At 67.3% G+C, this 12,782-nt stretch carries 11 protein-coding genes, 4 tRNA genes and 1 other RNA gene; 2 read left to right on the top strand and 14 right to left on the bottom strand.

The window, feature by feature from the left end; all coding sequences use genetic code 11:
- Window positions 1-147: 147 nt before the first annotated feature.
- Entirely contained in the window at window positions 148-624 is a 477-nt protein-coding gene (locus tag M3N53_05485) for a hypothetical protein (protein ID MDP9067783.1), read from the bottom strand.
- A gap of 140 nt (window positions 625-764) precedes the next feature.
- Here M3N53_05485 and M3N53_05480 point away from each other — a divergent pair, with 140 nt between their 5' ends.
- The gene (locus tag M3N53_05480; GenBank protein MDP9067782.1) at window positions 765-1,709 is read left to right on the top strand and encodes an NAD(P)/FAD-dependent oxidoreductase; all 945 of its coding nucleotides are present in this window, start codon (window positions 765-767) and stop codon (window positions 1,707-1,709) included.
- A 4-nt stretch (window positions 1,710-1,713) separates the two neighbouring features.
- Here M3N53_05480 and M3N53_05475 read toward each other — a convergent pair whose 3' ends face one another.
- From M3N53_05475 to M3N53_05435, 9 genes are all read right to left on the bottom strand, one after another.
- A complete protein-coding gene (locus M3N53_05475; protein MDP9067781.1) occupies window positions 1,714-2,742 on the bottom strand; it encodes an aspartate-semialdehyde dehydrogenase in 1,029 nt (342 codons plus the stop codon).
- Window positions 2,739-4,022: an aspartate kinase gene (locus M3N53_05470; protein MDP9067780.1), complete on the bottom strand. Its 1,284-nt coding sequence runs from the start codon at window positions 4,020-4,022 to the stop codon at window positions 2,739-2,741. The genes M3N53_05475 and M3N53_05470 overlap by 4 nt, the downstream gene beginning before the upstream one ends.
- Window positions 4,023-4,071: 49 nt before the next feature.
- Window positions 4,072-5,580: an HD domain-containing protein gene (locus M3N53_05465; protein ID MDP9067779.1), complete on the bottom strand. Its 1,509-nt coding sequence runs from the start codon at window positions 5,578-5,580 to the stop codon at window positions 4,072-4,074.
- Window positions 5,581-5,700: 120 nt separating this feature from the next.
- Complete coding sequence (gene recR / locus M3N53_05460; protein ID MDP9067778.1) at window positions 5,701-6,327, bottom strand: recombination mediator RecR; 627 nt, start codon at window positions 6,325-6,327, stop codon at window positions 5,701-5,703.
- Between the two features lie 11 nt (window positions 6,328-6,338).
- A complete protein-coding gene (locus M3N53_05455) occupies window positions 6,339-6,671 on the bottom strand; it encodes a YbaB/EbfC family nucleoid-associated protein (GenBank protein ID MDP9067777.1) in 333 nt (110 codons plus the stop codon).
- Window positions 6,668-8,509 (bottom strand): DNA polymerase III subunit gamma/tau, encoded by a 1,842-nt coding sequence (gene dnaX, locus M3N53_05450; protein MDP9067776.1) that lies wholly within the window; start codon window positions 8,507-8,509, stop codon window positions 6,668-6,670. The genes M3N53_05455 and dnaX overlap by 4 nt, the downstream gene beginning before the upstream one ends.
- A gap of 73 nt (window positions 8,510-8,582) precedes the next feature.
- An RNA gene (gene ffs / locus M3N53_05445) (signal recognition particle sRNA large type) lies at window positions 8,583-8,849 on the bottom strand.
- A gap of 19 nt (window positions 8,850-8,868) precedes the next feature.
- Window positions 8,869-8,956: transfer RNA gene (locus M3N53_05440), tRNA-Ser, on the bottom strand.
- Window positions 8,957-9,032: 76 nt separating this feature from the next.
- Window positions 9,033-9,120, bottom strand: a tRNA-Ser gene (locus tag M3N53_05435).
- Between the two features lie 224 nt (window positions 9,121-9,344).
- On the opposite strand from M3N53_05435, the gene ggt reads away from it, so the two are divergent.
- On the top strand, window positions 9,345-11,120 hold the full coding sequence (ggt, locus tag M3N53_05430) for a gamma-glutamyltransferase (protein ID MDP9067775.1): 1,776 nt from the start codon (window positions 9,345-9,347) through the stop codon (window positions 11,118-11,120).
- A 72-nt stretch (window positions 11,121-11,192) separates the two neighbouring features.
- On the opposite strand, the gene tadA is transcribed toward ggt, so the two are convergent.
- From tadA to M3N53_05410, 4 genes are all read right to left on the bottom strand, one after another.
- A complete protein-coding gene (gene tadA, locus M3N53_05425) occupies window positions 11,193-11,642 on the bottom strand; it encodes a tRNA adenosine(34) deaminase TadA (GenBank protein ID MDP9067774.1) in 450 nt (149 codons plus the stop codon).
- On the bottom strand, window positions 11,642-12,325 hold the full coding sequence (locus tag M3N53_05420) for a PGPGW domain-containing protein (protein MDP9067773.1): 684 nt from the start codon (window positions 12,323-12,325) through the stop codon (window positions 11,642-11,644). The genes tadA and M3N53_05420 overlap by 1 nt, the downstream gene beginning before the upstream one ends.
- 37 nt (window positions 12,326-12,362) lie before the next feature.
- Window positions 12,363-12,436: transfer RNA gene (locus M3N53_05415), tRNA-Arg, on the bottom strand.
- Between the two features lie 44 nt (window positions 12,437-12,480).
- Window positions 12,481-12,572, bottom strand: a tRNA-Ser gene (locus M3N53_05410).
- Window positions 12,573-12,782 lie beyond the last annotated feature (210 nt).

The following is a 12,782-nucleotide window of genomic DNA, read 5'->3' as shown; positions in this document are numbered from 1 at the left end:
TCGGAGTGCTCGCGGGCGCAGCAAAATCGGTGCGTCACCGGGGAGCAGCGCTACGTGGTGGCGCGAAGGGTCTGTGGTCACAGGGGGCGCATAGCTTCATGTGCCGGGCTCGGTTTCGGGTGAGCGAGGCGGTCGCGGGGGACGCCGCTAGCGGTCGAAGAAACCGCGGGCGCTGTAGCTGCCGCTGGGAAGATCGAAGAGGAAAGTCAACCGCGCCCGCCGCTCGCCCGGCTTGGGACGCAGAACGATCAGTCTGTTCGCCTCATCGCTGTACACCACCGTGCCCGCGCCGTCCGTGATCTCGAAAGAGAAGGTGCCGTTGTAGCGGACGACCTTCTTCTTGTTCAAGCCCAGTAACAGCTGCGCTTTGAGGCGTTCGCCGACCTCGGCGTCCTCGTTCTCGCGGATGTAGATCACGAAGGCGACGGGGTCGTCGCGGCGGATCCGGAGCGCGGATGCAGCGTCGCCGATCTCGCCCGAAGCCGCGTCGTAGCTGAACGAGTAGGAATTGTCGCTGCGATCGTGGGACATCACGAGCGGCGCGGCCACTCCAGCACCCGAGAGGCTGACCGACAGCAGCGCCCCTACGAGCGCCACGAGAGGCGAGCGGTATGGCAGCTTCATCCAACTAACCTACCTGGGCGGGGCGCAGGGAACCAGAGGCGTGGACCACACTGCGGCCGCCGGCTTCGCCGAGGTTTAGCGGCGTCGTCACCTCGGAAACCTAGGCGGGACTACCAGATCAGCTACGAGTGGAGGTCGCGGTGGAGGATGTCGTTGTCGTCGGCGGAGGGCCCGCCGGGCTGGCCGCCGCGCTCTGGTTAGGCCGCTACCGGCGCCGAACCGTCGTCATAGACGTCGCACAACCTCGTAACCGCTTCGTCAGCGCGACCCACGGCTACCTCGGAAGCGACGGGTGGAGCCCCGAGCAGGTCCGGGCTGCGGCGGAGGGTGACGTAGATCGGTACGACACCGTCAGGCGCGTCCACACGAACGTCCAGAAGATCGTCCGAAGCAACGGCGAGTTCCACGTCGCGACGGACGAAGGAGAGCTGGTTGCGCGGCGGATCTTGCTCGCGTGTGGTGTCAAGGACGTCACGCCGGACATCCCAGGCTTCATGGAGCTCTACGGAGAGCACATCTTCCATTGCTCTTGTTGCGATGGCTACGAAAGCTCTGATCTCGACGTCCTTGCGATCGGCTGGGGCGAGCACACCGCGGGCTACGCCCTCGACTTGTTGGAGTGGGGCGCGCGCGTCACGCTGGTCACGAACGGCGAGGAATTCGAAGGCGACCGCGGTTGCGAGGCGGCCCTGAACCGCCACAACGTCGAGATCGTCGAAGAGAAGGTGACCGGCTTCGACGTCGAAGACGGAAGGATGACGGCAGCAACCGTCGAGTCCGGCCGCACCATCCCGGCGCAGCGCGCTTTCTTCTCGATCAAGCACGAGCCCCGTAACCAGCTCGCCAAAGAGCTCGGCTGCAAGGTCGACGACATGGGCTACGTACAGGTGGGCGCGCACGGCGAAACATCGGTCGAGGCGGTTTACGCCGCGGGGGACATGACGCCGGGCGAGCAGCTGATCCAGGCGGCCGCATCGGAGGGAGCCATCGCGGGGATCGCGTGCGCGATGTCACTGCGAGGTGCACCGCCGGCACCGGGGGTCCCCGAGCCCGGTCCCGATCCCGAAGCCGAGCTCGGCTCGTAGCGCCCTACGAGATCAGCAGCTCTGCCACCTGCACGGTGTTGAGCGCGGCCCCCTTGCGCAGATTGTCGGCAACGCAGAAGAACTCCAGCGCGCGCGGGTCGAACAGGTCCTGCCGGATGCGGCCCACGTAGCAGGGATCCTCCCCCGCCGCGATCAGCGGCGTGGGATAGATGCCGTCGGCCGGGTAGTCGAGGACCTCGACCCCGGCGGCGGCAGCAAGGATGTCGCGCGCTTCGTCCGGAGTGATCGGCTCGTCGAACTCCGCATGCACCGCGACACCGTGTCCCACGACCACCGGAACCCGCACGCACGTCGCGGTCGCGCGCAGCTCGGGCAGGCCCATGATCTTGCGCGTCTCGTGACACAGCTTCAACTCTTCACTGGTGTAGCCGTCGTGCTTCAGCGAGCCACACTGCGGGATCACGTTCAACGCGATCGGGTGCTTGAACGTGTCGCCGGGATCAAGGAAGTCGCGCGCCAGGCCCTCGCGCACCTTCTCCTGCTCCTTGGCCGCGCGCTGCGTCTGGTCCCACAGCTCGTCGATGCCGCCCACGCCCGAACCCGAAGCAGCTTGGTACGACGCCAGGATCAGACGGTTCACCCTCGCCCGCTCGTTCAGAGCCCCCAGAGGCACGACCATCGCAAGCGTCGTGCAGTTGGGGCTCGCGATGATGTTCAACGGCCGGTCACCGACGGCTGCCGGGTTCACCTCCGGGACCACCAACGGGACCTGGTCGTGCATCCGCCAGGCCGCGGAGTTGTCCACCACGACCGCGCCACGCGCGGTCGCCACCGGCGCCCATTCCGTAGCCAACTCGTCCGGCACGTCGAACAGCGCGATCTCCACGTCGTCGAAGACCTCCGGCGCGAGCGCGACCACCTCGATCGAGCCATCGCGGAACGGAAGCCTGCGCCCGGCGCTGCGGGGCGACGCGATCGGTACGAGCTCATCGAGCGGGAATTCGCGCTGCTCGAGGATGCGGAGGATCTCGGTTCCCACCGCACCGGTAGCACCTACCAGCGCAACCCTCACGGCGCGTCCTTCAGCGCTTCGAACTCGCCGGTCGCGGTGACCGGGTGCATCTCGCGCCGAATCGCCGCGGTGGAGAGCTCGAACTTGTCGTGGATGACCTGCACCGCCTTCGCTACCTCTGACGCTCGCACCACACACGAGACGCGGATCGAAGAGGTCGAGATGATCTCGATGTTGATACCGGCATCGGCGAGAGCGTCGAACATGCTGGCCGCAACTCCCGGGTGCGTCTTCATCCCGGCCCCGACGAGCGACACCTTGGCGATGTCGGGATCCGTCGATACCCCCTCGGCCCCGACCTCGGAAGCAACCTTCTGGAGGATCGGCTCGGCGCGCCGCAGGTCTTCCTTCGGAAGCGTGAAGAAGATGTCGGTGCGGCCGTCGGAGGACGCGTTCTGGACGATCATGTCGACGTTCACGCCCTCGTCGGCCAGCGGCCTGAACACGCGAGCCGCGACCCCCGGTCGGTCGGGCACCCCGAGAACGGTCACCTTTGCTTCCGAGGTGTCGTGAGCGATCCCGGAGATGATCGCTTGCTCCATGCGCTCATCCTCCTTCTTGATCCACGTGCCCTTCTCGTCGCTGAACGACGAGCGGACGTGGATCGTTACGCCGTAGTTCCGAGCGTATTCGACGCTGCGAAGCATCAGCACCTTCGCGCCGGATGCGGACAGCTCCAACATCTCCTCGTACGTCACCGCGTGCAACTTCGTGGCCTCCGGAACGATGCGCGGGTCGGCGGTGTAGACGCCGCTGACGTCGGTGTAGATCTCGCACGCGTCGGCCTTCAGCGCCGCGGCCAGCGCCACCGCCGTCGTGTCGGAGCCTCCGCGCCCAAGCGTCGTGACGTCGAGCGCGGTCGAGACGCCCTGGAACCCGGCGACGATCACGATCTTGCCTGTCTCCAGCGCTTCGATAACGCGGCGCGCCCGGACCTCGACGATGCGCGCCTTGCCGTGGGTGGTGTCGGTGACGATCCCCGCCTGGGATCCGGTGAAGGAGATCGCCTCGCGGCCCAGCTCGATGATCGCCATCGACAACAGCGCCATCGATATCCGCTCGCCCGCCGACAGCAGCATGTCCAGCTCGCGGGCGTACGGCGCGGGAGAGATCTGCGCGGCCATGTCGACCAGCTGGTCTGTCGTGTGCCCCATCGCCGAGACCACCACGCACACCTGTTGGCCCGCCTCCGCGGCCGCGACTATGCGCGCCGCGACGCTCTTGATGCGTTCGGGATCTCCGACGGAGGTACCGCCGTACTTCTGCACGATCAGGGCCATGGAATCAGCCTAAGGGGGTGGTGGAGAAAGCTGCGGACAGCTGAAGCGTTTAGCCGCAGTTCGAGTCGTCGTGCTTCTGGTGACCCTTGCCTTTGGCTTGCGCGTGCCCCGGGGCGCACCCCTCGTGCGGGCTCGGAGGCGGAGATTGCTCCTGCTTGACGGGCTCGGGCTTCGGTTGCGACTCCGGCTTCGGTTGCGACTCGGGCTTCGGTTGCGACTCGGGCTTCGGTTGATCCGGAGCGGGGACGATCGCGTCGGCGGCAGCCTCGACGGCGACCTCTCGATCTGTCTGATCCCGCTGGGAAGCAGGGGCCGCTGGCACGCGCTCGACGTTCTCTGCGCGCGGATTGCGTGCCTGCAGAGCGGGAGCCGAGACGGTTTGGACCTGCTTCGTCTTCGCGGAGCGCTTCACTCGAGTGCCGAGGACCACCTCGCGCTCGGCCTCTTCGGCTGCCGCCACCCGTGGAGGGGCTTCGCGCTGCTGCTGCGGGAGGCTGGGCGTGAACACCGACGCGCCCAGCACGACTGCTGCACCGGCGGCGCCTACCGCGGGGCTGAGGCTCCCGGCGCCGAAGCGGCGGAACCAGGCGAAGAGCTCGCGCAGCAAGCGGTGCGGCCCGGCGAGCGCAACCAGCAATCCTGCCGCAACCGGAAGGCGCGTCGGGAGGGCGGAGAGGAAGGACTCGACCACCTGAGGGTCGAACTGCCGGCCTGATTCCGCCTGCAGGATCTGAACCGCCTGGTCGCGTCCACAGCTGGCGCGGTAGGGACGCGTAGAGTTGATCGCATCGTAGGCGTCGGCGACCGCGATGATCCGGGCGAAAAGCGGGATGTCGGTTCCCGCTACGCCATCCGGATAACCGCTCCCGTCCCAGTGCTCGTGATGATGACGCACCGCGGCGATCACATCGGCGTTGCCGACGCTTGACACCATCCACGCGCCGACGACGGCATGCTCCTCGATCATCTTGCGCTCGTCCTGGGTGAGCGGTCCCTCCTTGCGCAGGATGCGATCCGAGACGCGGATCTTGCCAACGTCGTGGAGCGCGGCGGCTTTACGAACGTCTTCGATGTCCGCGTCCGAAAGGTGCATAGCCGCGGCTGTGCGGTAGGCATGACGCTCCACGCGCTGCGAGTGTCCATGCGTGTACGGGTCCTTCGCTTCGAGCGCGGCGGTGAGGTCCTTCAGGACCTGCAGCTGCTCCTCGGGGCTCACCTTGGCCTGGTCGACCGGCTGTCCCGCGGGATCGAGGCCGAGCAAGCGCGTGCCTTCGACGAGTTGGTTCTCGGCGCGCCGGCGCTGCAGCCAGCGCGTGATCATGAGGTCGCTGAAGCTGATGAAGGCGGTGTCCGGTCGCCGCATCCACAGGGCGGTGCCGATCACGATCACCGTCAGCGCCGTGAGGACGCCGACGGCGGCGACGACGAGCACGTTCGGGTCGGCGACCGCCATCAGCGCGAGCACGACCAACACCGGGATCAGGATGACGGCCGCGGTCGCGGCCAGAGACTGGCCGAGGTACGGCCTGACGCTCGGGTACCTCTCGCGCTCGCTCATCCCCGTGCGTACCTTCCGCCTGTAAGTAACTGGGTGTGTCTGTCTGACTACCCTATGCGACGACACTTAGACACTCGACCCGCAAATCCTCCTACAGGCCGCGATTTTCTGATAAGGGGTTCAGCCCCCCAAGCGGCGCCGGCCCTCCAGCGCCCGCCCCAGCGTCACCTCGTCGGCGAACTCGAGGTCTCCGCCGATGGGCAAACCGCTCGCCAGCCGCGTGACCTGGACCGGCAGCGGCGCCAAGAGGCGTAGCAGCTCCATCGCCGTGGCCTCACCCTCCACGTTCGGGTTGGTCGCGAGGATGACCTCTTCCACACGCACGCCCTGGTTCCCGTCGAACGAGGCCTGGCCCCGGATCCGCTCGAGCAGCTCGGTCACCCTGAGGTCTTCGATCCGCACACCCTCCAGCGGATGGACCGCCCCCTGGAGCACGTGGTACAGCCCGCGGTACTCACGCGTCCGCTCGATCGCGACGATGTCGGGGGCCTCTTGAACGACGCAGATGACGGAGGGGTCGCGCCTCGGATCGCTGCAGTACCCGCAGAGCTCCGAATCGGAGAAGTTGAAGCAAACGCGGCACAACGTGACCTTGTCCTTCGCCTCGACGATCGACTGCGCCAACCGGTGTGCCTCGGCCGGCGCCGACTTCAAGAGGTAGACCGCCACGCGCTGTGCGCTCTTCGGGCCGATCCCGGGAAGCCGCGCAAGCTCGTCGATGAGGTCCTGGATGGGCCCTGCGAACACGAGTCGGAGCTCTAGCCGAGCCCGGGGATCCCGAGGTTCCCCATGCCGCCGGCGAGCGGGCCCATCGCCTGCTCCTGAGCCTCCCGCCCCTTGTTCAGAGCGTCGTTGACCGCGGCCGTGATGGTGTCGCCGATCATCTCGACGTCGTCTTCCTCGACGTCGGTCAGAAGCTCCGGGTCCAGCTCGACCGACAGCACGTGACCGTCGGCCGTCGCCCGAACCTTTACCGCGCCGCCACCCGCGCTGCCCTCGACCTCGGTCTCCGCGAGGCTCTCCTGCGCCCTCTGCATCTGCGCGGCCATCTTCTGCGCCTCTTTCATCATGCGCTGAAGGTCCTTGCTCATCCGGCTCCCCTCTCTTCCACGACCTCTGCGCCGAGCCCCTTCTTCACGAGCTCCAGCGGATCATGTTCACCGCCCTCGATCGGCTGCGCGTCGGCGTAGTCCTCGATCTCGTCGGATCCGTCCGCCGCAGGATCTGCCGGCGCCACGGCGGGGTCCTTGCCCCGCTCGACGAAGCGAAGCTGCGGTCTGATCCCGAGGGCCGCGTAGACGGCAGACGCGAGCACCTCTTTGTTCTTCTGCTCGCTCATCGCCTGAGCGTGGAACCCGGACTGCACCTCAACCACCAGATCGTCGCCCTCCATCGAGAACGGCCGCGAGGAGTGCAAGTAGGCCCCGATCCGCTTCGAGACCTTGTTGCTTTCCTTCATGACCGCCCCCCACGCGTCGCGCACGTGGCCGAAGCCGACGACGCCGACACCCGCAGGACGCGACGGCTGCGGCGTCGGCGCCGCGGCTGGAATCTGCGCGCCGACCGCGTCCTCGGCGGGAGCTTCGGTGACCTGCTCTGGTGAGGGCTGGCCCGGCTGCTGCTGCGGGGCGTTCGACTGGGGTGGCTGGTCGCTGCGTCCGGGGCGTTCCGCAGGAGGCGAAGCAGGCGGCGCCTCGACCTTAGGTGCTGCCGGTGCGGCGGCGGCCGGAGCGAGAGCCGCAACGGGGCCAGGGGCGACAGGCTCCGGGGACGCGGGGTCGGCGATGCCGATACGGCGCTCGAGCCGCTCGATCCGCCCGAGCAAGCCGTTGGGCGACGGGTCGGTCTCGGGGGCCGCGGCCCGCACCAGCGCGACCTCCAGCAGGAGACGGTGGTTCGGAGCGTTTCGCATCTCGATGATCGCCTTGCCCAGAAGATCGAGCGTCCGGAGAAGGTCGCCTCCCGACAAGGAGTCTGCTTGAGCCAGCAGCCGGGGACGGTCCTCGGCCCCCACATCCAAGAGAGCCTCCGCATCGGGAGCCGCCTTCAGCAACAGCAGCGACCGAGTGTGCTCGAGCGCGTCGAACGCCAGCTGGCGCAGGTCCTTGCCCTCAGCGACGAAGGACTGGATACACCGGAACACGGCCCCTACGTCCGCGGCCGCTATCGCGTCGAAGATCTCGATGAAGGCGTCCTCGGCCCTCTTGCCCAGCAAGCCTTCGGCATCGAGCAGAGTTATCGCGCCGCCGAAGCTGGAGAGCTGGTCCAGCGCCGACAGCGCATCACGAGCGCTCCCGTCCGCGTGGCGCGCGATCAGCGCCAGGGCCTCTTGCTCGATCTCGATGTTCTCGAGCTTCGCCACGTTGGAGAGATGCTGTTCGAGCACATCGGCGCTCAAGCGGCGGAAGTCGAAGCGCTGCGTGCGAGAGACGATCGTGGGCAGCACCTTGTGCGACTCGGTCGTCGCCAGCACGAACAAGACGTGGTCCGGCGGCTCCTCCAGCGTCTTCAACAGCGCGTTGAACGACTGCGTCGTCAGCATGTGGACCTCGTCGATCACGTAGACCTTCTTGCGGCTGCCGGCGGTCCCGAGCGCAACCCCCGCCAGGATCTCGCGGGTGTCGTCGACGCCCGAATGAGAGGCCGCGTCCATCTCGAACACGTCGAGCGACGATCCCTCTGTGATCGCGACGCAGGAGCGGCATACCTGACACGGATCGGAGGTGGGACCGCGCTCGCAGTTCAAGGCCTTCGCGAGGATCCTCGCGGTGCTGGTCTTGCCCGTTCCGCGGGGGCCGGTGAAGAGGTAGGCGTGGGCGATACGCCCCTCGTTCACGGCGTTCGAAAGCGTCGCGGAGACGTGATCTTGACCGAGGATCTCGGCGAAGCTCTGGGGCCGGTGCTTGCGATAGAGAGACAGGTACGCCATCGAGCTCATCCTAGATGCGGTGTCTGACGAGACCCCGCGGTGCGCGAAGAGAAACGCTAAGAGAAGGTGACGGCCGTGCCCCCGCCGTGGACCGACGAACGGCCGCCGCTATCCCCGGCAGCCGGCTCCGGCCCGGTTACCCCGCGGCACTCCCGGTACACCGCTTACGGCTGCTCCCTTCCGGGCCTGACCGGGTTCACGGCTCCGGGTCGCGCGGGACCCGACCATCAACGCTGCTTACCGAGGGCTGCACGGTCCCTCGTCGGCCGCCGACGGTTGATCAGCCCGGCGTATCGAGGATTTCCGGTGTAGGGGACCCCGACCCCCCCGCCTAGCACGGCCGGTTACGAGAGTACCCGTGGCGGAGACGAAGGGATTTGAACCCTTGGATCCTCTCGGATCACACGATTTCCAGTCGTGCCGTTTCGGCCGCTCACGCACGTCTCCGCCGAAGAGGATATCGGCCGAGATTTTGAGCGCGCGAATGGTCGTATAGCCACGATTCGCGCGCTCAAAACGTGGGCGGTGGGGGTGGGATTTGAACCCACGGTGGGCTTGCACCCACACTCGCTTTCGAGGCGAGCCCGTTATGGCCGCTTCGGTACCCCACCAAAGCTGTGCAGCCACCGAGTATAGGAACGTAGCGACCGCTGCTCCGGCGCCGCTGAAGACCTTCTTTGGGATAGCGATGGCGGTTTAGCCGTAGGGCTATCCGCAAGCACGGATCCGCGAGCGACCGCTCCAACCTCCTACTTCCGGGTCGCCCGGGTAGCCGACCGGAGTTACAGTCGCAGGTGGGCGAGCCGCTTCGGGCGGCGCGGAGCAAGGGGGGGTCATGCGGCGCATATCGCGTTCGGTTTTGGCAGGTCTGCTTCTACTCGTCACTGCGGTCGGCGGCTTGGCCGTCCCTGGGGTCGGAGCTGCCGAGAAGCAGCCGGTCGCGACGGGAACAGGCGGCGCGGTCGCGACGGTGGAGCTGCTCGCATCGCGGCCCGCGATCCGCATCCTGAAGCGTGGCGGCAACGCGGTCGACGCTACGGTCGCGGCAGCTGCCGTGCTCGGTGTCACCGAACCGTTCTCGGCGGGGATCGGCGGCGGCGGCTTCATGGTCATCTACAACGCGGCCAGCGGGAAGGTCACGACGATCGACCACCGCGAGAGAGCACCGTTCGCGATGCATCCGGAGTCGTTCTTCGAGAACGGCGAGCCTCTGCCCTTCAACGACGCACGCTTCAGCGGCCTGTCCGCGGGTGTCCCCGGGACCGTGCGCGGCTGGGCGCAGGCGCTGCGCCGCTACGGGACGAGACCTCTTTCGAAACTGCTGCGGCCCGCGATCCGGAGGGCGCGCGAAGGTTTCGTCGTCGACCAGGTCTTCTTCGACCAGGTCAACGGGAACGTGCCGTACTTCGACGACATCTCGACGACTCGCTCGGTTTTCCTGGACCCGGATGGGACGCCTCCAGACGTGGGGACGGTCTTCCGCAACGAGGACCTCGCCCGGACCTACGAGCGCATCGCGAGGCGGGGGCCGCGCGTCTTCTATAAGGGCGGCATAGCGCGCGCGATGGTGCAGGCGGTACAGCAGCCGCCGCTTACGCCCGAAGCGGATCACACCTGGCGCCCCGGCGTCATGACGCTGCGCGACCTAGAGGCGTACAGGTCGCTGGAGCGCAAGCCAACGCGGGTCAACTACCGCGGCGTCGACGTGTTTGGCATGGGTCCGCCGTCGAGCGGCGGTTCCACGATCGGCGAAGCCCTGAACATCCTCGAGGGCTACGACCTCCGTAACCTGCCGCGCGAGCAGGTTCTCCACTACATGCTGGAGGCGGCGCGCCTCGCCTTCGCCGACCGCAACGCGTATGTGGCGGACCCCGCCTACTTCGCGGTGCCGCTGCGGGGTCTCCTGTCTGAGGGATTCGCGGCGGAGCGGCGGGAGCTGATCACCGAGGAGGCCGCGACCAGCCCAGTCGCGCCCGGTGACCCGTACCCCTACAACGGTTCCTCGTCGAGCTCACGCGGCGAAGCAGCGGTGACGGTGGAGCGTTCGGGATCGACGACGCACCTGACGGTCGCCGACGGCCGCGGCAACGTCGTCTCGTACACGTTCACGATCGAGTCCATCGGCGGCAACGGCATCGTCGTGCCGGGAACGGGCTTCCTACTGAACAACGAGCTCACCGACTTCGACTACGGCTCGACGACGCACCCGAACCGCGTCCAGGGCGGCAAGCGCCCGCGCAGCTCGATGAGCCCCACGATCGTGCTGCAGAACGGCAGGCCGCTGCTGGCGGTCGGCTCGCCGGGCGGATCGACGATCATCACCACGGTCCTGCAGATACTCATCAACCGCCTCGACCTCGGCATGACCCTGCCGGAGGCGATCGCGGAGGTGCGGCTGTCGCAACGCAACACGCCCACGACGCTGGCGGAACCGGCGTTCCTCGATTCGCCCGAGGCCGAAGCGCTGAGAGCCCGAGGTCACGAGTTCACCAGCATCCCCGAGATCGGAGCCGCGACCGGCATCGAGTACTTGACGAGAAGGTTGCTCCGGGCGGCGGCCGAACCGACGCGCCGCGGCGGCGGGAGCGCGCTGGTGGTCAACCCGCAATAGCCGGCGCCGCTTTCGTAAAAAACGTGCGTTTAACGCAAGTTTTGTCGCAAAGCGGCGTCGGCCCGGGAAGACTCAGCGCCGGCGGGTTCCGAAGAAGGTCTGCAGTAGCTGCAAGGACCGCTCCGAGAGCATGTCGGGCGTCACCTGCATCGAGTGGTTGAGGCGCGGGTCCTGAACGATGTTGTAGAGCGAGTAGGCGGCTCCTGCGCGGTCGTCTTGGACGCCGTAAACCAGTCGATCGACACGCGCGAGGACGAGCGCGCCCGCGCACATCGGGCACGGCTCCAGCGTGACGTAGACGGTGGTGCCGCTGAGACGCCAGGACCCGACCTCCTCGGCTGCCGCACGTAACGCCAGTACCTCTGCATGCGCAGTGGGGTCGCCGCGTAGCTCACGCTCGTTGCGAGCCGATGCGATGACCTCGCCGTCGCGAACGACGACGGCGCCTACGGGGACGTCTTCATGCTGCAGCGCCGCCTCCGCTTCGTCGAGTGCGAGGCGCATGAAATGCTCGTCATCCATCACGCCGACTGGCGGCGCGCCTTTATCTTCCCGGCGACTGCGTTGTACCGCTGTTTGGTCCAATCCAGCGCGTCCCGTGCCCAGTCATACTCACGCGCCAAGATCGCGAGCCCGGCGATGGTCACCACGAACGAGAACGGTCCCGGTAGCGGGATGATCGCGATCGCACCGACGATCAAAGCGACGCCTGCAAGCGTGACGGCGATCCTTCGGGTGTGATCCCTCACCGTCATCTTCTGCTGCGTCACCTCTGGTGCGGACGTGGGTTCGAAAGAGCCGAGGTGCCCGGGGGCCGAAACCTCCTCGTGAGGTCGTGGAGCGTGCTCGGCGAATTCCTTCAGAAAGGCCGCCACGTCGTCGGCCATCGCTGCCGTTGTCACCCGCAGCCTGACGAAGCAATGCTCATCTGCCGTCTCCACCGCGAGGGTCGGCCCGAGCTCAGGGTCGGAAGACACGCCCCAACTGGTGATGTCTTCCCACCGGAAGTCACCGGGCACGCCATCCTGGCGGCCCGTCCAGTGGACGATGAATCGCCGAGGCGTGATGTACGCGAAGCCTTCGCGGCGGCCATCGACCTGTGAAGCCCGGGCCCAGCGCAAGACCCGCTCGTCGTCGTCCAGGTAGCGATCGGCCTTGCCGAGGATCAAGCGCTCGCGTTGCTCGGCGATGCGTCGGAGCGGCACTTCTGAACCTCCAGGCGTTCGTCGAAGCGGGCCCCCGTACGCCCGGAGGGATTCGAACCCCCGACCTTCCGGTCCGTAGCCGGACGCTCTAATCCACTGAGCTACGGGCGCATGGCCCACAGGTTACCTGCTGGGCGGAATCCAACGATGACAGTTGGCGGAGGCGCGGGGATTTGAACCCCGGAAGGAGCGTGAGCCCCTTAACGCATTAGCAGTGCGCTCCCTTCGGCCGCTCGGGCACACCTCCGCTCAGAATGATGCCATCTGCTCTGTCCGCCCGCAGGAGGCGCCGCCGCATCCCCTACCGGCGCGGCATGCCTCGCCTTCGGCTCGGGATGATGCGCCGCACGGGGACGACGGACGCCGCCCCCTGCTCCAGAGCTGATCCGACGGCACGCATTTCTTTCGCTCCGGTTGGTCAAAACCCATATTGCGGCTCCGCAGCGTGGTGTGGCCG

This window comes from Actinomycetota bacterium (assembly GCA_030776625.1).
In the GTDB taxonomy this organism is placed as follows: Bacteria; Actinomycetota; CADDZG01; order CADDZG01; family WHSQ01; genus MB1-2.
Note: the sequence above shows the minus strand (reverse complement) of the source record. Positions and strands in the feature narration are given on the sequence as shown.